Annotated in this window: 14 protein-coding genes; 11 read left to right on the plus strand and 3 right to left on the minus strand. The window is 58.1% G+C overall.

What is annotated here, in order from left to right; genetic code table 11:
- Positions 1-177 precede the first annotated feature (177 nt).
- Genes ACR3E4_RS20750 through ACR3E4_RS20770 form a run of 5 tightly spaced genes read left to right on the plus strand, consistent with a single transcriptional unit; the run spans position 178 to position 9,618 of the window.
- Positions 178-4,035 carry an Ig-like domain-containing protein gene (locus ACR3E4_RS20750; protein WP_480531250.1) on the plus strand — a complete coding sequence of 1,286 codons (3,858 nt, stop codon included), beginning with the start codon at positions 178-180 and terminating at the stop codon, positions 4,033-4,035.
- The gene (locus tag ACR3E4_RS20755) at positions 4,032-4,859 is read left to right on the plus strand and encodes a SapC family protein (protein WP_480531252.1); all 828 of its coding nucleotides are present in this window, start codon (positions 4,032-4,034) and stop codon (positions 4,857-4,859) included. The genes ACR3E4_RS20750 and ACR3E4_RS20755 overlap by 4 nt, the downstream gene beginning before the upstream one ends.
- Positions 4,852-6,195 carry a TolC family protein gene (locus ACR3E4_RS20760; protein WP_480531254.1) on the plus strand — a complete coding sequence of 448 codons (1,344 nt, stop codon included), beginning with the start codon at positions 4,852-4,854 and terminating at the stop codon, positions 6,193-6,195. The genes ACR3E4_RS20755 and ACR3E4_RS20760 overlap by 8 nt, the downstream gene beginning before the upstream one ends.
- Complete coding sequence (locus ACR3E4_RS20765; RefSeq protein WP_480531256.1) at positions 6,192-8,324, plus strand: type I secretion system permease/ATPase; 2,133 nt, start codon at positions 6,192-6,194, stop codon at positions 8,322-8,324. Before ACR3E4_RS20760 ends, ACR3E4_RS20765 begins: the two co-directional genes overlap by 4 nt.
- A complete protein-coding gene (locus ACR3E4_RS20770; RefSeq protein ID WP_480531258.1) occupies positions 8,308-9,618 on the plus strand; it encodes an HlyD family type I secretion periplasmic adaptor subunit in 1,311 nt (436 codons plus the stop codon). The genes ACR3E4_RS20765 and ACR3E4_RS20770 overlap by 17 nt, the downstream gene beginning before the upstream one ends.
- 45 nt (positions 9,619-9,663) lie before the next feature.
- Here the strand turns inward: ACR3E4_RS20770 and ACR3E4_RS20775 are convergent, their stop codons facing one another.
- Both ACR3E4_RS20775 and ACR3E4_RS20780 read right to left on the minus strand, forming a co-directional pair.
- Positions 9,664-10,365, minus strand: coding sequence for a response regulator transcription factor (locus ACR3E4_RS20775; RefSeq protein WP_480531260.1), 702 nt, complete (start codon positions 10,363-10,365; stop codon positions 9,664-9,666).
- Positions 10,366-12,267: a PAS-domain containing protein gene (locus tag ACR3E4_RS20780; protein WP_480531262.1), complete on the minus strand. Its 1,902-nt coding sequence runs from the start codon at positions 12,265-12,267 to the stop codon at positions 10,366-10,368. It lies immediately after the preceding gene.
- A 331-nt stretch (positions 12,268-12,598) separates the two neighbouring features.
- On the opposite strand from ACR3E4_RS20780, the gene ACR3E4_RS20785 reads away from it, so the two are divergent.
- From ACR3E4_RS20785 to ACR3E4_RS20800, 4 genes are read left to right on the plus strand one after another with little or no spacing between them, the layout of a single operon-like run.
- The gene (locus ACR3E4_RS20785) at positions 12,599-13,723 is read left to right on the plus strand and encodes an MlaE family lipid ABC transporter permease subunit (protein ID WP_480531264.1); all 1,125 of its coding nucleotides are present in this window, start codon (positions 12,599-12,601) and stop codon (positions 13,721-13,723) included.
- A gap of 1 nt (position 13,724) precedes the next feature.
- Positions 13,725-14,540 carry an ABC transporter ATP-binding protein gene (locus ACR3E4_RS20790; RefSeq protein WP_480531266.1) on the plus strand — a complete coding sequence of 272 codons (816 nt, stop codon included), beginning with the start codon at positions 13,725-13,727 and terminating at the stop codon, positions 14,538-14,540.
- Positions 14,541-14,545: 5 nt separating this feature from the next.
- The gene (locus ACR3E4_RS20795) at positions 14,546-15,862 is read left to right on the plus strand and encodes an MlaD family protein (RefSeq protein ID WP_480531269.1); all 1,317 of its coding nucleotides are present in this window, start codon (positions 14,546-14,548) and stop codon (positions 15,860-15,862) included.
- Positions 15,859-16,515, plus strand: a complete 657-nt coding sequence (locus tag ACR3E4_RS20800) for an ABC-type transport auxiliary lipoprotein family protein (protein WP_480531271.1) — start codon at positions 15,859-15,861, stop codon at positions 16,513-16,515. Before ACR3E4_RS20795 ends, ACR3E4_RS20800 begins: the two co-directional genes overlap by 4 nt.
- A 2-nt stretch (positions 16,516-16,517) precedes the next feature.
- Here the strand turns inward: ACR3E4_RS20800 and ACR3E4_RS20805 are convergent, their stop codons facing one another.
- Positions 16,518-18,098, minus strand: a complete 1,581-nt coding sequence (locus tag ACR3E4_RS20805; RefSeq protein ID WP_480531273.1) for an FMN-binding glutamate synthase family protein — start codon at positions 18,096-18,098, stop codon at positions 16,518-16,520.
- Between the two features lie 194 nt (positions 18,099-18,292).
- Here ACR3E4_RS20805 and ACR3E4_RS20810 point away from each other — a divergent pair, with 194 nt between their 5' ends.
- Positions 18,293-18,700, plus strand: a complete 408-nt coding sequence (locus ACR3E4_RS20810) for a fluoride efflux transporter FluC (protein ID WP_480531275.1) — start codon at positions 18,293-18,295, stop codon at positions 18,698-18,700.
- A complete protein-coding gene (gene crcB, locus ACR3E4_RS20815; protein ID WP_480531277.1) occupies positions 18,697-19,059 on the plus strand; it encodes a fluoride efflux transporter CrcB in 363 nt (120 codons plus the stop codon). The genes ACR3E4_RS20810 and crcB overlap by 4 nt, the downstream gene beginning before the upstream one ends.
- Positions 19,060-19,062 lie beyond the last annotated feature (3 nt).

Below are 19,062 nucleotides of genomic sequence, written 5' to 3' on the forward strand. Positions count from 1 at the left end.
ACCCGATGCTCCGGCGCGAAACCAGAGCAGGAATGTGGTGAAAACAAGGACTTCAGCTTCAGTTTTATTCAAGTTTTCCCGTCCTGCGCAGCAACTGTCACGATGGGATCACCAGTAAGACCCGGCGGGTTACCGTCTGTCACCTGACAGCAGACGACCACCGATTGTGAGGGGAAGATGACCAAAGACAACGATTCGAACAACGTCCAGAATGCACAGGCATCACAGCGCGGCGACGATGCAAGATCCTGGTTCGACAAAAAGCTTCAGCGCCGGGTCGGGCGCGGGTTGCTTGGTGGCCTGGGTTCGACGCTGATGGCTTTGCCCGCGCTGGCGCAAGCCACGAGCGAGGCACTCGAATCCTTTCAGTTTGCCGAAGCCATTGCCGGGGTACGCTCGGCCAAGTTGCTGCCAAATGGGGACGTTCAACTGAAACTGACCGACGGGCGCACACTGGTTGTGGATGCCGAAAACATCCAGATCCTTGATAACGGTTCGATCATGATTGCTGATGAGGTGGCGATGGACGTCGCACAGTTCGCTGCCACCGAAGCAGCGGGCGCAGGCGCGGCTGCTACTGGAGGCGGCATCAGTACCGCCGGTCTCGCCTTGGGCGGTTTGGGCATTGCAGGGGCCGCTGCAGGCGCCGGAGGAGGCGGTGGCGGAGATGATGACGATGGCAGCGACGAAAATGGCGGGGATAATTCACCCTCGGTCTCACCGCCGGAACCGCGACTGCCGACCCTCAATCTGGCGGAGTTGCAATCGAATGCGCTCAGCAATCTCAGCACACAGTCCGCTGCGCCTGACGGAACGACATCGGTCGAGGTGTCGATCGACGCACTGACCAAAACCGCCACGCCCGCTGCCGATGGCAGTTGGAGCGTATCGCTGACTCAGGCCGAGGCCGAAGCATTGGCGCAGGGCCAATCGACTGTGACGGTCCGGCATCTGGATGGGGATGGTTTGGAACTGTCAGTCGAAGAGGTCCAGTTTGATATCGACACGGTACCACCCACATTGTCCATCGACGCATTGTCTCATGGTTCCGTGCTGAACGCGGCCGAACAGGGCTCTGATCTTATCATCTCAGGCACGACCGATGCCGAGAATGGCCAGACCGTCACCGTCACAATAAACAGTCAGGACTATACCGGAGATGTCTTGAACGGAGGTTGGAGCGTTTCGGTGCCCGCGGCAGATCTCGCTGCTCTGTCAGATGCGACAACTGTCACAGTCAGCGCAGATGTCTCTGACCGCGCCGGCAATCCGGCCGCACAGGCAAATGAAAGCTTCGAAACTGATTTCAGCGCGCCAACACTGACACTCAACCCGGTTGCAGGGGGTTCGATTGATTTGGTCGACATAGGCAGCGACCTTGTCCTGAATGGTACTTCGGACGCCGAAGACGATCAGCAGGTTACAGTCACCTTCAATGGGCAAAGCTATACAGGCACTGTTTCCGGCGGTGGCTGGAGCGCAACTGTCCCCAGCGCCGATCTTGTGAGCCTGTCGACCGGCACGCCTGCCACCATAACGGTGGCCGTGAACGACACGGCAGGAAACCCTGCAATACCTGTATCGGTCTCCGTTCCCGTTGACCTGTCCGGTCCATCGATTGCCATCAACGTTCTCCCGGTCGGAGATGTTTTGAACGCCGTCGAGGCGGGCTCCGATCTGGAGGTGAGCGGCACGGTCGGGAATGTGACTGACGGCCAGACTGTCACGGTCACTCTGGGCGGCGAAACTTATACCGCTCCGGTGTCCGGCGGGGGTTGGAGCGTGACAATAGACAGCGCAGACCTTGTCGCCTTGGCCGATGGCGGAACTTTCACGCTGACCGCCGATGTCAGCGACGCCGACGGGCTCAACGCGCCACAGGCCAGCGTCGGGCTTTCCAAGGACGCGACCGCCCCTACGCTAAGCATCGATACATTCTCGACTGGTGCGGTGATGAATGCCGCCGAACAAGGATCCGATCTGGTCATCACCGGCTCCACCTCTGCCGAGAACGATCAGATGGTTATGCTTACATTCGAAGGGCAAAGCTACACCGGAACCGCTTCGGGTGGTGCCTGGAGCGTCACTATCCCGGCCGCCGATCTCGGAGCATTGTCTGATGGAGAGACCATCACTGTAACGGCAAATGTTGATGACGCGGCGGGCAACCCTGCGATACAAGCGTCTGGCAGCTTTGACACCGATTTCACGGCGCCATCTCTGGTGATCACAACGCTGTCCGGAGGATCGGTTCTGAATGGGGCAGAACTTGCAACCGGCCTGACCGTCGCAGGTACTTCAGACGCCGCCAACGGCACACAGGTCACGGTCGAGATCCGACGCCCTGACGGTTCAGTCGAGGCCAGCGGCACGGCGACGGTAAGCGGCGGATCCTGGAGCTTTACCGCCGCCTCGGGTGATCTGAACTCGTTGCAGGATGACGAAACATACCAGGTCCACGCCTCTGTTTCGGATGCTGCAGGAAACAGCGCCAGTACAAGCAGCAGTTTTGATACCGATCTCAGTGCTCCCACTTTGTCGATTGATGCGCTTCCGGTTGGCGGGGTGCTTGATGTTCTGGAACGGGGCTCGGATCTGCAGATCACGGGCAGGACAAATGCCGAGAACAATCAGACCGTCACCATCAACCTGAACGGACAGGACTATAGCGCCACAGTGACCAATGGCATTTGGGCAGCGACAATTCCTTCGGCCGATCTCAGCGCTTTGACAGATGCCACTGACTTTACGATCACCGCATCCGTTGAAGATGTCGCCGGAAATGCGGCGAGTGACGCTACGACGACTTTGACCACAGATTTCCGGCCGATCCTGACCATGAGCAACATCGGGACCAACGGCGCCGTCTCGCAAAGCGATCTGGCCAGCAGTGGCATCGTGATCACCGGCGACTCAGCCGGATTGAGCGTGGGTCAGACGGTGACGGTTACACTAAATGGCTCACCGGCTGGCAGTGCAACCGTTGCTGCAGATGGCAGCTGGTCCGTAAATGTTCCATCATCGCAGTTTTCCTCGCTGGAGTCCGGAGACAGCCTGGAATTCGAAGCTCAAGCCTCGGTCGCGGCCGGGCAAGATCCGGTACCCGCCAGCCAGCAGACGGTTGCACATGAGCCCGCTGCCTACACGATAGTCGAGGCAGGTCGAAGTGGATCCACAGTCACCTTCCAGGTTTATGCAGATCCGGATCGTGATAATTCCGACGGCATTACCTTTTCAGCAGAACTCGGTTTTGACCCGGCGGTTGTCACTTACGACACCAACTCGGCAGTCGCGAACGGAAGTTCATTCATCCTCGCCGTCAATTCGCTTGATGCCTCCTCAGTCAGATTTTCTGGGGCTACAACAAGTTTTGATGATTTGTCGGAACACGTCATTTCATTCACGATGACAGTGCAGGATGCCTCTCAGCCGATCATCCTGTCCCTCACCACATCGGACGGTGGTCCAGCTGAGTATCATCTCGGTACAGATGGAGCCGACGCGCTGACCGGAAGCTTTGTTGACGAAGTCATAAGGGGTGGAGGTGGCGACGACGCGATCGACATTTCTGGCACAGGTCGTGATGTTGTGGTTTTCGAAGCGGATCCAGCGGTCAACGGGACGGACACAATTACTGGTTTCACTCTGGGGCCAGCCGCCGAGGTGACAGATGCGTTCATGTTCACCGGACTTGATGTCGGCACATTGCGCGGGACAGGCTCGGATATCGAAACACTGAGTCTTGGCGACGTAATCGGGCAGGATACGGGTTTCATCGGGCTGCAATCTGCATTGACGGATCTGAACACAGATATCATCGCAACTGCCGCGGAAACTCTCAGCGGTGCACAGGCAGGCGATGAGATTTATCTGCTGGCAACCGACGGCACCGACAGTGTTCTGGTTAAAGTCGACTATTCAGCACCCGATGAGGCGACTGTCGAGGCGTTGGCACAGATTGACGGTCTCGGCGACCTAAGCGGCCTTCACGCAGATAACATCCTGCTCTCGGATCCAACCGGCGCAAGCGCGTGACCCCGGCACAATTCGCTCAAATGGATGACCAAGTCATGGATAGCACCTGTTACGTCCCAGTCACCTTCGAGAGACACAGAAACCGATTTTGGCGGCGGTTCACATCGTACGATTTTGCCAAAAATCTGATGGCCTGCACCATCGTCAATACCGAGGTTTTGCGCGTCGCCGCCGCTTTTCCGATCGCCTTCAGGTCAGTCGCTGGCACCATCGAGCCCGTGGCTCTGTTTTCGATGATTGCAAGGCATCCGATACCCTTTGTGTCTGACCATGGCAGATGGCTGGCGAGCTATGTGCCATCGGCACTTCGCTGCTTCCCATTCAGGGCCGAGCTTGTCGGAGCAAAACAATGCCGACTTCTGGTAAACGAAACTCCGGATCATGTGACGAATGATCCGGCGGATACGCCGTTCTATAGACCAGAAGGCGACCTTTCACCCGAATTGCTGAATTTGCTCGATTTCTTCCGAATGCGCGAGGCCGCAGCAGGCGAGACGCGAATACTCTGCGAGCATATGCAATCACATGATCTGTTTGTTCAGTTCACACAGGATGATACACCCTCATCATTGCCTGATCTGCTGATGATCGATCCTGAAAGACTGCGCCAATGCGCTGAGAAAAATGCCCCGCTTCCGAGCAGGATGTTGCAACTGATCCATGCGCATCAGGTTTCGCTATCACATTGTGAATGGCTGGCTTCTGCACAAAGCAAGAGGCGTATGAAAATCCAAGAACCTGACACTGAACTGAGCGGCTTTCTCTCGGCAATTGGTCAGGACATGAGTCGCCCATATCATGAAAATCAGGTGACCCATGCATAAGATTAAGTTCGGTCTAAGGCCCGCATATTTGCTTGTATTGGTTGTAACGATTGCTGCCTGTTCGCAGCCCCCGGATTTGGTACCTGTCTCCAGATCCTTTGCCAACGGATCGACTGGTGCCGGCGCGATTGAACCTTCGGCGACCCTGGTGCAAAGTGGCTTTGGTAAGCGCATTCGCGGAGCGGTACAAAACAGTCCTGCGCTGGCGCGAAGCGCGTCGCGCATGGGAATTGCCGAAGCCAATCGGGACGCGGCGCAAGGGGAATTCCTGCCGCAGGTTTCGCTGGGCTTGAATGCGGGATCGGTACGCAGATCCTCCGACACCCAAAATCTCACGCCCTATTTGCGGATATCTCAGCTGGTATATGACGGAGGTGTCGCCACCAACGCTCTGACGGCGGCACGCGCGCGGGTGCTGGAAAGCTTTGGAGATCAGTTGCAGACCGCAGCGGCGACTGCTTTGTCAGCAATCGAAACCTACGTCGTGGTTCTGGATCAGCGCAAAATCTATGAGATCGCGCGGCGCAATGTCGAGGTCCATGAGGAAATCGAGCAGCAGCTATCTGAACGGGTCAGCAGTGGCGTCGGCTCGCAAGCGGATATTCTGACGGCACAATCCCGCGCCGCGGACGCGCGCACGCGATTGGCTGATGCAAGGTCACGCGTGGATCGTGCTGAAGCCCGGTTTCAAGAAGCTTTTGGTATTCCTGCCGGGTCTCTTCCTCCAGCCCTTCCTGCGCCTGACTTGAACCGCAGTGACACACAGATTGTGCTGGACAGCCCTCAGGTCAGGCGCGCCGATGCGGCATTGGTTGCGTCGCGCGCCGATTGGGTGGCCGCGCAAGCCCGTCGCAAACCCGACATACGTCTCGCCGCTTTTGCCAATCACGATGATCTCACGGATACGGATTTCGGTGTGGATGTGTCGGTCAACTATGAACTGGACAGCACCGGTCAGCGCCGCGCCGCGATCGCGGCTGCCCATCAGCAGATGAAACAGGTCGAGGCAGAGCGCGAGGCGTTGGTCCGGGAAATCGGGCGCGAACTGGCGTTTATCCGATCGGATCAAAAAGCCGGTGCCCACCGCCTGCGCGAAGCCCGACTTGCGGTGCAGGCCAATGCAGAAAGTGTCGCGGCCGCACGCACCCAGTTCACCATCGGTCGACGCAGCCTGATCGAAATACTCGACGCACAGCGGGATCATGTGAACGCGCAAGAACGGTTGATCTTTGCAGAGCAGAGCTTCTTTCTGACCAACTATGCAGTTCTAAGCCTGACGGGAGATATACTCGACCTGTTTGAGCTTGGCCCAGAGAGCTGGGGAGGGACGCCATGAAACGTCAGCCCAGATCTATCGCGGCCCTGGAAGCGTGTCTGCTGAATGTCGCAACAACGCTCGAACGGCCGATGACGCTGGCCGCTATTCATGCGGCGCAACCCGGCACCGCCGGCGAGCTGGGCATACGCGATGCAATCGTGGCGGCCCAAGCGGCGGGGTTGCAGGTGGGGTTTGGTGAAATGAAACTACGAAATCTCGACGATGCGCTGTTTCCGGCGATACTATTGTTAGAAAATGACCAGGCTGTGGTTTATCATGGCCGGACAGACAGCGGCGCTCTGCTGATCTATGATCCTGATCTGGGTGACGGGATCGGCGAAGTTGCCGAAAACGCATTTTCCGAAAGATATACCGGCTACGCGATGCTCTTTCGCCGCGCTTATCAAGGTCGAGAGGAATCCGAGAGTCAACCTGACGGAAAACACTGGTTCTGGTCCGCGCTCGCCGCAAGCCGCTGGACTTATGCGCAGGTCGCGATGGCCGCAGCTTTGGCCAATCTTCTTGGGCTGTCGACCTCGGTTTTCATCATGGTCGTCTACGACCGGGTTCTTCCAAGCGAAGCAATGGCCTCACTGGTCGCATTGACCTTCGGCGTTGGTCTGGCGCTGATTTTTGACTTCCTGTTGAAACTCCTGCGCGCCGGTTTCATTGATCGCGCCGGAGAACGTGCGGATTTGTTGATGGGTCGGCGGGTGTTCGATCAACTGATCAACATGCGAATGGCCGGACGGTCGGGCTCGACAGGTGCGACCAGCAATACGGTGCGCGAATTCGAAACTCTGCGCGAGTTTTTTACTTCAGCAACGCTTGTTGCACTGGTTGATCTTCCATTCATCGCGATCTTTGTCTTCACGATATACATGGTCGGAGGATCGCTTGCATGGATCCCCACCATGGCCATCCCGGTCGTCCTGGGTGCCGGAATCGCGATACAGCCCTGGTTGTCCAGGTTAGCTGCGCAGAATTTCTCTGACGGTCAATCGAAACAGGCCGTGCTTGTCGAAGCATTAACGGGCCTTGAGACACTAAAGACCACCGCGGCCTCACGACACATGCGTTCGCGTTGGGAGGACGCAATCAGGCGACAATCAAATCACGGTTCGCGCAGCCGCGCCATAACACAATTTGCATTGAACCTAACCGGTTTCACGCAGCAGGCTGCCCAGGTTCTGGTCGTCTTCTACGGGGTGTTTCTGATTGCAGACGGACAGACAAGCATGGGTGCGCTTGTGGCGTCGGTTCTGTTGACCGGGCGCGCGTTGGCACCGCTGGGGCAATTGGCGCAAACGCTCACACGGGTCAATCAGGCACGAAGCGCATATCGCAATCTGAACACGCTGATGCAGGCAGAAAGTGAACGGCCCCATGGCCGAAACTGGATCAACCGCTCTGAATTCAAAGGGCGCATTACTTTCAACAACGTTCATTTCGCATATCCGGATCAAGTCGGCGATGCTTTACGAGGCGTTTCTTTCACCATTGAGCCGGGCGAGAAAGTGGCTATCCTCGGGCAGATCGGGTCGGGCAAAAGCACGATAACGCGGCTGATGCTTGGGCTCTATCAACCGCGGGTCGGGTCGGTGATGCTAGACGGTCTGGATATCCGCCAGATCGACCCTGGAGATCTGCGCCGCAATGTTGGGTCGGTTCTACAGGATGTCTGGCTGTTTTCAGGGTCCCTTCGGGACAATATAGCAAGCGGTTGTATCAGACCTCGGGATGAGGATTTGGACAGGGCAGCCAAGTTGGCGGGTGTCGATGGTTTTGTCTCGCGACATCCTCAAGGCTACGATTTGCAGATCGCTGAACGCGGTGAAGGTTTATCGGGCGGACAACGACAAGCAATTGCCTTGGCGCGCGCGCTGATCGGACGACCACCTGTGTTGTGGTTGGATGAACCGACCAGTGCGATGGATGTCAAATCCGAGTCTGCAATCATCCAGCGCCTGAAAGCGGCGCTGCAGCAGGAAACGATGGTTATTGTCACACATCGCACGAGCCTGCTGGAGTTAGTCGATCGCGTAATAGTAATCGAGAATGGCAAGGTTGGCATCGATGGCCCCAAGAACCTGCTGACGCAACATGTGCGCAAGGCTGGGAGGCATTTGAATGTCGCGGCATCCTGATCTTGAACGCCTCGCGCGCGAAATGCGCGGGCGTGCACCGTTGCGGGGATCGCTTCTGCTGATACTGATATTCGCTTGCCTGATCAGCGCAGCGTTGTGGGCCCATTTCACGGTATTGGACGATGTCGTGCGGGCAGATGGTCGCATCGTACCATCAGGAGATGTGCAGGTGATCGAAGCCACCGAACCGGGCGTGCTGCGCGCATTGCACGTGCGTGAGGGCCTCGTCGTGGATGCGGGCACGTTGCTGATGGAACTGGACACCAACCAGATAGAGCGTGAATTGAGTCAGGAACAACAGCGCGCCTATGGATTAATGGCACGGGCCCAGCGGCTGCAGGCCGAGATTGATGGGACGGACCTGAAGTTCGATACCGAGCTCCTGAACGGTGCGCCGGGTGTCGTACGCTCGGAAACTGCGTTGTATCAGGGACGACAAGCCGAATTGGCCGCTGAGATCGCAATTCTGCACCGGCAACGCGAACAACGGCAACGGGAGTATGAAGAGGGTCTGGTTGATCAGGTCACAGCGGTCGAAACCCTGAATGTTCTGGCCGAAGAGCGCGCGATGATGGTCCCCCTTGTAGAACAACGGATGGAGCCCGTGACCACACTTCTTTCCCTGCGCCGCAGTGAAGCGGAATGGAAGGGTCGTAGGGTCCGAGCCGAGGCAGTGATCAGTCGCTTGAAAGCCGGGCTCGATGAGGTCGGTGACAAGATCCATGCTACACGCAATCGGTTCCGCAGCGCCGCGCTGACCGATCTGGCGCTGGTCACTGCGGAACTGGCCGCCCTGCAACCTGCCCTGCCCTCTTTGCGGGATCGTGCTTCACGCGCGCAGATACGGGCCCCGGTCCGGGGGATCGTGAACCGCATCCATCGCACCACCATAGGTGGGCTTGCACGCAGTGGTGAGGAACTGATCGAACTTGTGCCTCTGGACGATCGGCTTCTGGTCGAGGCCTATGTCAAACCCGGCGACATCGCATTCCTGCATGCTGGGCAGCCGGTTAAAATCAAGATCACCGCCTATGATTTCGCACGCTACGGCAGTCTTGACGGAGAGATTATCCGCATCGGGGCAGACACCATCACGCGCTCGGAACGAAACGAGGAAGAAGTCTTTGTGGTTGAGATTCAAACCACGGACACAATGCTGGATTCAGGCGGGATAGCGGTCGAGATCATTCCCGGGATGATCGCGGAGGTCGACATTCTGTCGGGCAAAAAATCGGTTCTGGACTACTTGATTCAGCCGGTCCTGAAGGTGAAGGAACAGGCATTGCGGGAATAGGCGCTGCAACGTCGACATGGTCGGGGAAGCAACGTTGTGCAGAATTCACTGCCAGCTCACATCACCGAGGAAGATATATCCTGCCCCGTAAATCGTCTTGATAAGGCGCGGCTTTTTCGGGTCTTCACCCAGTTTCGTCCGCAACCGTGAAATGCGGACGTCCATTGCGCGGTCAAAGCTGTCGCCCGCTCCGCCGCCCAGCATCTCTTGCATGCGCGCCCGGCTGATCAGGCGTTTGGGGCTTTCCAGGAACAGGCGCAGTACTTCACCCTCGGCATGGCTGAAGGGCGTTTCGGCACCATCGGCGTCGATCAGAACATAGCGGTCGAACTGGGCCGTCCAGCCATTGAACTCGGCGACTTCCGAACTTTGAACGGCAGGGCCTGACGACCGCAGGCGCGCGCGGATGCGTGCGACTACCTCGGCGGGATCAAAAGGCTTGGTGATGTAGTCGTCGGCGCCAAGCTCCAACCCGGTCACTCGGTCCTGCACTTGCGCCCGGCCCGAGATGATGATCACCGCCGCCCCCTGTTCCAGCGCCAGACGATGCACCAAGGCCAGACCATCGGTATCGGGCAGAGACAGATCGACCAGGCAAACATCCGGCGTCACGCGCTTGAGCGAGGCTTCGAATTCGCGAGCGCGCGAAAAGCTTTGCGTTCTGAACCCGGCCTCCTCAAGCGCATCGGTCAGAATTCGTCGAATTTCCGGCTCATCATCCAGAATGGTGACCAAAGGGTTTGTCATCTAAGCTGCCTCGGTACGGATCAGCGCCGACAATTGCGCCTGTGTAAAGGGTTTGCGCAGGACCGGTGCCCGGGTCAACGCCTGATTGTGCAAAGGATCGGATTGCGGCAGAGAGGTCATCAATATGCAGGGCAGCGTGCCTTTGACCCGGTCCACAAGGTCGATACCGGTTGCTTCGCCCTCCAACCGGATATCGGACACCACCAGCGAAATCGCGTCGATATCCGCCGTCAATTCCAGCGCTTCATCGGCAGAACTGGCCTCGACGACAGAATAGCCGAGCTCGACCAGCATCTCGCGGAACTGATCGCGCAGGTCATCATTGTCCTCGACAAGCAGCACAAGGCCGGTCTGTGCCGGGGGTGCGGGCCGGTACGGCAAACGCATGACCACTGACGCGCCGGACGGTGTGTTGCGCAGGCTCAGGTCCCCCCCGGCGAGTTTCACCGTGTCATAGACCATCGGCAGGCCCAACCCTGAACCATCACTGCCTTTGGTGGTAAAAAAAGGGTTCAAAGCCTTGTCGAGCGCTTCAGAAGAAAAGCCCGGTCCAGTGTCGGAAACCGTAATCTCGGCCCAAATCGTGCCGATCGCATGGGCGCTGATTGTGATCTGGCCGGAATTGCCACACGCGTCACGGGCGTTGAGCACCAGATTCAGCAACGCATCCTGCACCATGCCCGGATCAAGCATCAACGGTTTGTCGGGCAGAGTATTCACCACCGACAACCCCATCCCGCGCGGCAGTGATGGGGTGGCCAGAACCCGCAGATCCTCGAGCAGACCGCGCATATCGGTGGCCTTCGGCTGCAATGTCCGGTTGCCGGTCATATCAGCGATGCGGTTCAGCAACTGTCCGCCCCTGCGTGCTGTGGTTTGCGTCGCGGCAACAAGTTGCCGGGCCTCATCTGGCAGGTCCATTTTAGTCAAACGCGCCTGCATCCCCAGAATGATGGTCAGAAGGTTCGAAAAGTCATGGGCCAGCCCGCTGGTCATCTGAGCGGCCATGGCCCGGCGTCGGGTTTGCTGCAATGCGACCCGGGCCTGGGTCTCTTCGGTGATATCCACCGACATGACATAGACACCACCCGCCTTGTCGGGTGTAAAGGATACCCGGATGCGACGGGCATCTTGATCTTCGGTAAACTCAAAGACCGAAGGGTGCCCGCCATAGGCCCGCTCCAGATGCGGTTTGACCCGGTCATACGCCGATTGGCCCAACGCCTCGGAAATATGAAGCCCCAATATCTCGGACGGTCGCCCCGGCATGACCGAACTGAGACGCCGGTTGGAGTAATCATACCGTCCGTTGGCATCGAGATGCGCGATATGGGCAGGCATCATCTCGGTCGTCATTCGGGTGCGGGCTTCGATTTCGGTCAGCTGGCGCTTGGCCTCTTCAAGCGCGGTGATCGTGGCGGCCAGTTTACGGTTTGTTGCCGACAGCTCCTCGGCACGGTCCAACAGTTGTTCCGACAACTCTTCGGACCGGGCACGCAGCAGGTCTTCGGCCTGCTTTGTGCGAGTGATGTCGGTATAGACCGCAACCCATCCGCCGGTTGGCAATGGCGCCCCTTCGACCGAGATCACCTGCCCGTTCGGTCGCGTCCGTTCAATGTAATGCGGCTCGAATGCCAAAGCTTGTTCGACACGCTGGGCCACCATGCCATCCACATCCTCGTCATCACCGTATTCGCCACGGCTGGCCAGAAAATGGATTGTGTCGTGAAAGCTGGCACCGGGCTGAACCAGATCGTCCGACAAATCAAACATTTCCTGAAAGCGTGCGTTGCACAGCACCAAGCGCAGTTGACTGTCGTAAATCGACAGGGCCTGGCCGATCAGATTCAATCCGGCCGACGTCATCGCCTTGATGCGTTGTTCGGTGATGTTCAATTCCATCCTCCCCTGCGCCTATGGGTAACACCAGTTCAGGCGCAGGTGTAGGGCCTTGTCTAATCGTGCAGTGGTCGATAGCTGACGGCGCGATCAGCCAACGCTCTGCTCAGGCAACCTGCACGAATGACCCAAGGAACATTTCTGCGCCGCTCAAAAAATGCTTCCTCCGAAATAAGGGTACGATTTGCGGCAGATTACCTCTGGCGTTAACCGACCAAGCAACCGCTTTCTGACTGGAAGCCACTGTAACACCAGTGCTATTGCCGTGCGCGAAATCCCGGCTTGGTTGAACAAAGCCATTGCAGCCGCAGCCGGATTGACATCACATACCGCCATGACTCGTCCCACGATCACCACTGAAGCCGACGCGACCGGTCTTTGCATTCGGATTTCGGGTGATCTTCGTACGCAACAGTTGGACACAATCGAAAGCGATTTCGCTGCAATCAGGGCCAGCGGGCAAGACGCTGTAATGGACATGTCTGAGCTGCAGGCGCTGGATACAGGCGGCGCATGGCTGGTGGCTAATCTGGCGCGACGTCTGGGCGCAAATGGCACAAATATCCGCTTCGAAGGATTGAAACCCGCCCATTCCTCGTTGATCGAGACGGTGTCGCATAACATCCCCGAGAAGGTGGGCGCTCAGGCGCCGCCTGCAGGTTTTGTGAATTGGGTCGCCCGGATCGGAGAACACACGGCGGGCGGGTGGCAGGATTCACTTTCTATTCTCGGATTTCTCGGGCTTACGCTGCACCGATTGGTACGCACACTGATCATGCCCTGGCGGCTGCGCCGTGCCGCGCTGGTTTCGCAGATGGAGCAGGTCGGCTTCAAGGCGCTGCCCATCGTGACGCTGATGGGCTTTCTGATCGGCGTGGTTTTGGCCTTTCAGGGCGCGACCCAGTTGAAACAGTTCGGGGCCGAGATTTTCGTGGTCGAACTGATCTCGATCTCGATCCTGCGCGAATTGGGCATCCTGCTGACCGCGATTATCGTCGCAGGTCGCTCGGGCTCGGCCTTCACCGCCTCAATCGGATCGATGAAAGTCCAGGAAGAGATTGACGCGATGCGCACCTTGGGCCTCGATCCTATCGAGGTGCTAGTGATCCCGCGTGTTGTAGCCTTGCTGATCATGCTGCCCATTCTTGGATTTGTGGCCGATATGGCGGGTCTGATCGGCGGCGCATTGATGAGCTGGATTGACCTTGGGGTCAGTCCGGGCATGTTCCTGACCCGGTTGAAGGAAAACACCGGTGTCTGGCAACTGGCCATCGGGATGATCAAAGCCCCGTTTTTCGCGTTGGTGATCGGGGTCATCGCTTGCTGGCAAGCGATGCAAGTCAAAGGGTCGTCCGAAAGTGTCGGCCAGCGTACCACCGCGTCGGTGGTGCAATCGATCTTCATGGTGATCGCCATCGACGCGCTGTTCTCGATCTTCTTTTCCGAGTTGGGGGTCTGAGATGGACGGTACCGCCCTGCAGGACAAACCTCAAAGCGATGCACAACGCGAAGCTGTCATTCGTGTGCGCAATCTGACCAACCAATTCGGCGAGCAGGTTGTGCATGACAACCTCAACCTCGACGTCTGGCGGGGTGAGGTTCTGGGCGTCGTTGGTGGATCCGGCACCGGCAAATCGGTGCTGTTGCGCACGATTGTCGGACTGAACAAACCCAAAGCGGGTAGTATCGAGGTTCTGGGCGTCGATGTTCTGAATGGCCCTGAGGCCGACCGCCAGCGGATCGAGAAAAGCTGGGGCGTGGCGTTTCAGGATGGCGCGCTGTTTTCCTCGCTGACCGTGTTGCAGAACGTGATGGCCCCGCTGCGCGAACATACCGGCATCAGCGAAAGCCTGATGGAGGCACTGGGCGGGCTGAAGATCAGCCTGGTCGGCCTGCCGCAGCTGAGTTGCAGCAAATTCCCTTCGGAGCTGTCGGGCGGGATGCGCAAACGGGCGGCGCTAGCGCGGGCGTTGTCGCTGGACCCCGAGATCGTTTTTCTGGACGAACCCACCGCCGGGTTGGACCCTATCGGTGCCGCCGCCTATGATGATCTGATCGGAGAGTTGCAGCAGGCGCTGGGGTTGACCGTGTTCATGGTTACCCATGATCTGGACAGCCTTTACGCCATTTGTGATCGCGTCGCGGTACTTGCGGAAAAACGCGTGCTGGTTGAAGGTCCGATTGAAGACATGACCAAGGTCGACCATCCTTGGGTGCAGGAATATTTCACAGGTCCCCGTGCCCGCGCGGCGCAAGAGAAGGGGCAAAACAGGTAGAGGCGATGGAGACCCGAGCGAATTATATCCTGATCGGTGCGTTCACCCTTGCCGGTATTCTGGGGGCCTTCGGCTTTTTCCTGTGGCTGGCCAAGTTCGAGGTGACCCGGCAATACGCCTATTACGATGTGCTGTTCGACAACGTGGCGGGCCTGTCCGCTGCGGGTGGCGTAAACTATAACGGCCTGCCGGTGGGACAGGTCATTTCGCTGCAATTGGATGATGACGATCCGTCAAAAGTGCGCGTCCGGCTTGAGGTGGATGCGGATATTCCTGTCACCAAAGAAACCATCGCACAGCTTCAGTCGCTTGGCGTGACGGGCGTGGCTTATGTCGAGCTGTCAGGCGGCTCTGCTAACGCGGAACGGCTGCCGCAAAACAGTGTCATTCAAAGCAAACGCAGTTCCATCCAGTCACTGCTTGAGGGCGCACCCAAAGTTTTGGACAAGGCGCTGACGCTGCTGGAAGACCTCAACTCAGTCGTGGATGCAAAAAACCGCAAAGCGGTGTCCGACATTCTGGGCAATCTGGCATCGGCGTCGGGACGGTTGGACAAGACGCTTTCGGATTTCGAAAGCCTGTCCAGCGATCTGGGCAGCGCCGCAAAGGAAATCGGGGATTTCACCAAACGGCTGGACACGCTGGCTGACACTGCCGAAACAACGCTCACCACTGGAACGGATACGCTGAACAGCATCAAAGACGCCTCAGAATCCGCCAAAACCGCGCTGGAGACGGCAAACGGCACGCTAGAGACGGCCCAGACCGTGATGACCGATGACATCCGGCCCTTTATCGAACGCGGATCAAGGCTGGCCGATCATCTGATCGTGTTGTCCGAGGAGGGCAGCATCACTCTTGGTACGGTCACCGAGACCTTCGCCAATGCAAACACCACGCTCGCTTCGATCAATTCCGCCATGGACACGGCCAAGGCAGCGCTGGCCTCGGCCGAGCGGGCCTTCGACTCGGCCAACCGGGTGATGGATGAAGACATCGCCTCGGTCGCAGCGGATGTGCGCAACGCGGCCAATCAGGTGGCGTCGACCGTGTCGAACATCACCGAAAAGATCGACAAGATTTCGGATGACATTCTCAGCGCGTCGCAGTCCGCCTCGGATCTTTTGGGTACCATCGACGGGATCGTTCAGGATAACCGCCGTCAGGTCTCGGACTTTCTGCGGGTGGGTTTGCCGCAATTCGTCCGCTTCATCGAGGAATCGCAACGTCTGGTCATCAGCCTCGATCGGCTGGTCGACAAGGTCGAGCGTGACCCGGCCCGTTTCCTGCTGGGCACCCAAGCATCGGAGTTCCGTCAATGATACGCCCTCTTCTTGCGAGTCTGGTTCTTGCGTCGCTTGCCGCCTGTACCGGACTGGACACGCTACGTCAGGCATCCAAGCCGAATGACCTGTACCTGCTGACGCCTAAAAGCACATTCTCCGGGTCGCTGCCACGGGTTCAGAAACAGATCGTGGTTCAGGAACCCATTGCAACGGCTGCCGTCAACACCGACCAGATCGCGGTGCAACCCACGCCGCTGCAGGTACAATACCTGCCCCGCGCCCGCTGGGCTGACCGGGCGCCGATCCTTGTACAAACACTGCTGGTGGAAAGCTACGAAAACTCGGGCAAGGTCGCGGCGGTCGGGCGGTCAACGGTAGGATTGCGGGCAGACTATGTCATCGCACCTGATCTGCGAGAGTTTCAGGGTCATGTGATTGCCGACGAGAACGGCACAAAAACCGTACAAGTCCATGTACGGCTCAATATCAAGATCATCGACGAATATAGCGACAAGATTATCGCTTCGGCATCGTTCGAAGAGAACTTCGTTGCCGCCAGCGATCAGACCCCCGATCTGGTTCTGGCATTCGACGAGGCATTGGGGGACACCATGCGCGATGCGGTGGAATGGAGTGTGCGCCGGATACACACCCACGCCGTGAATAACCCGCGCGACACCCCCAGCTGAGCCTAGAATTGACTGGCTGACGCTGCTTTCCAATCCGCCGCGAACTCCTCTGGGATGACACCACCCAGCAACGCGCCGTCATCCAGAAAACTGTAGAGATCCGCATAAGAGCGTTCACGCTCGTCTGCTGTGCGGCGACGGATGTCCGCGGGGCGCAGATCAGAGACTTTCTCTTTTCCCATCGCGCCCAGAATCTCGCGGAAGCTTTCCAGTGTTGAATCGTGATAACGGCGAACACGTTGCCGTTTCTGTGGCACATTGACAGCACGGCCGCGGATCGGGTCCTGCGTCGCAACGCCCGAAGGGCAGCGGTTGGTATTGCAGTGCAAAGCCTGAATGCAGCCGATCGCAAACATCATCGCCCGCGCCGCGTTGCACATATCCGCGCCCAGAGCGAGTTTTTCGACCAAATCAAACCCGGTCGCCACCTTACCCGAGCAGATCACACGGATCTTGTCGCGCAAACCAACCCCACGCAGGCAGTTGTTCACAAAGATCAGCGCCTCGTTCAACGGCATACCCAGACGGTTGGTGAATTCGACCGGGGCTGCGCCGGTGCCACCTTCCGAGCCGTCAATGGTAATGAAATCGGGCAGGATGCCGGTTTCCAGCATCGCCTTGCAGATCGCCATGAACTCGGACGGTTTGCCAATACACAGCTTGAATCCCACCGGTTTGCCGCCTGACATCTCCCGCAGATGCTGTACGAACTGCATCAGCCCGGTCGGCCCGTCAAATGCCGAATGCGTGGGCGGAGAGATCACGTCCTGATGCACAGGCACCCCTCGGATTTCGGCAATTTCCTCGTCTACCTTCGCTGCGGGCAGCACACCACCATGAGACGGCTTGGCCCCCTGCGAGAGCTTGATCTCAATCGCCTTCACAACGTCTTTTTGGGCTTTCTCGGCAAACTTGTCCTTGTCAAAACCACCCTCGGGTGTTCGACATCCAAAATAACCTGTCCCGATCTGCCAGATAATGTCCCCGCCTTCGGCCAGATGGTGTGGAGACAGCCCGCCCTCGCCGGTGTTATGCGCAAATCCGCCATCCTTCGCGCCCCCGTTCAGCGCTCGGATCGCATTGGCGCTAAGCGCGCCAAAGCTCATCGCGGACACGTTCAGGCGCGAGGCGTTATAGGGTTTGTCACATTGCGGACCGCCCAGCATCACCCTCTCTTCGCTTTCGGGCACGTGCTTGGGTGCAAGCGAGTGATTGGCGCGGTGATAGCCAACGGTCAGGATATCGTATTGTGTGCCGAAGGCCTGCGTATCGACCTGCCCCTTGGCCCGCGAATAGACCAGACTGCGAATGATACGGTTGAAAGGCCGGCCGCTTTCGTTGGTTTCCACGAAATACTGTCGGATTTCAGGGCTGACAAACTCCAGCATATAGCGGAAATGGCCAAGAACCGGATAGTTGTTCAGCACGTTATGCTTGGTCGTGAGCAAATCGTAGAGGCCGATCACCGCATATGGCACCAGAATGACCAGCAGCCAGTGCGCGGGAGGCCAGAAAAATCCCAAAACCACGGTCAGGGGCAGACAGAGTAAGCTAAGAACATAATAAAGTCTGCGAACAATCATATCTGATCTCCCTGGGTGGTGCCGAAGCGACGGCCTTGGCCTGTGCATTGCCGCGACCGTGGAACAATTTGACCTTTCAGTGCAAGCCTTTGTACCTGGCGATTTCATAACGAATGCTTCATCGCGCTTGCTTGAAGCGCATTGATACGATTTGTATGCCAGATAATGCAGGGGTCAGAGCAGGATCAGCCGCAGTGTCACGACCAACCTCTCAGTTCAGGCAGCGCGCTCTGATGTACATCGCGGTGTTTGTCGGTGGCGCCGCAGGATCGCTGTTGCGAGAGCTGTTTGCGCTGGAAATACCCGGCGCGCCGTTTTTGACAGCAACCTTCGGCATCAATGTGGTGTCCTGCTTCGTCCTCGGCTGGCTTTATGCCATACGCCACCGCGTTCACACCCATGTGCTGCATCTGGGGGCGGTCGGGTTCTGCGGCGGCTTGTCCACATTCTCTTCCTTTGTAGCTGAGTTGGAGCGGTTGGCCGAAACCGGCAGCGGACTCGTGCTGCTCGCCATCGCAGCCGAAATCATGATTGGCCTCGGTGCCGCCATATTGGGCGAAGCATTGGGCCGCCGCCTGCCGCCGCAGGAGGGCGCCGAATGAGCGATCTCTATCTGCACGCCATGTTTTCACTGGGCGGAGGGTTGGGTGCAGTCCTGCGCCATTGGCTGGCCCTGCGCCTAACGCATGACCTTCCCTTTTCTACGTTGATCGTGAATGTTGCCGGCAGCCTGCTACTTGGCCTCTGGATCGGTTATCTGGGCGGCCCGGTTGAGATGGGTGAAGAGGAAAAGCGACTGGTATTCGGCTTCTGCGGGGGCTTCACCACCTTCTCGAGCTTTGCCTATCAGTCCCTGCAACTGCATCGGGAACGGACCATCGCACTGGCGGCGGGGAACATCATCCTCAGCCTTGTTCTGTGCTGGTTTGCGTTGTGGCTGGGCCTGTTTCTGACCCGTTAGTGT

This window comes from Ruegeria sp. AP11 (genome assembly GCF_056535865.1).

What these genes read in the sequence shown, in the direction of transcription:
- ACR3E4_RS20780 (WP_480531262.1), bottom strand. Translation starts at nt 12,267, where the DNA reads ATGGAATTGAACATCACCGAACAACGCATCAAGGCGATGACGTCGGCC.
- ACR3E4_RS20805 (WP_480531273.1), bottom strand. Translation starts at nt 18,098, where the DNA reads ATGATTGTTCGCAGACTTTATTATGTTCTTAGCTTACTCTGTCTGCCC.
- ACR3E4_RS20760 (WP_480531254.1), top strand. Translation starts at nt 4,852, where the DNA reads ATGCATAAGATTAAGTTCGGTCTAAGGCCCGCATATTTGCTTGTATTG.
- ACR3E4_RS20765 (WP_480531256.1), top strand. Translation starts at nt 6,192, where the DNA reads ATGAAACGTCAGCCCAGATCTATCGCGGCCCTGGAAGCGTGTCTGCTG.
- ACR3E4_RS20795 (WP_480531269.1), top strand. Translation starts at nt 14,546, where the DNA reads ATGGAGACCCGAGCGAATTATATCCTGATCGGTGCGTTCACCCTTGCC.
- ACR3E4_RS20790 (WP_480531266.1), top strand. Translation starts at nt 13,725, where the DNA reads ATGGACGGTACCGCCCTGCAGGACAAACCTCAAAGCGATGCACAACGC.
- ACR3E4_RS20750 (WP_480531250.1), top strand. Translation starts at nt 178, where the DNA reads ATGACCAAAGACAACGATTCGAACAACGTCCAGAATGCACAGGCATCA.
- ACR3E4_RS20800 (WP_480531271.1), top strand. Translation starts at nt 15,859, where the DNA reads ATGATACGCCCTCTTCTTGCGAGTCTGGTTCTTGCGTCGCTTGCCGCC.
- ACR3E4_RS20775 (WP_480531260.1), bottom strand. Translation starts at nt 10,365, where the DNA reads ATGACAAACCCTTTGGTCACCATTCTGGATGATGAGCCGGAAATTCGA.
- ACR3E4_RS20770 (WP_480531258.1), top strand. Translation starts at nt 8,308, where the DNA reads ATGTCGCGGCATCCTGATCTTGAACGCCTCGCGCGCGAAATGCGCGGG.
- ACR3E4_RS20785 (WP_480531264.1), top strand. Translation starts at nt 12,599, where the DNA reads ATGACTCGTCCCACGATCACCACTGAAGCCGACGCGACCGGTCTTTGC.
- crcB (WP_480531277.1), top strand. Translation starts at nt 18,697, where the DNA reads ATGAGCGATCTCTATCTGCACGCCATGTTTTCACTGGGCGGAGGGTTG.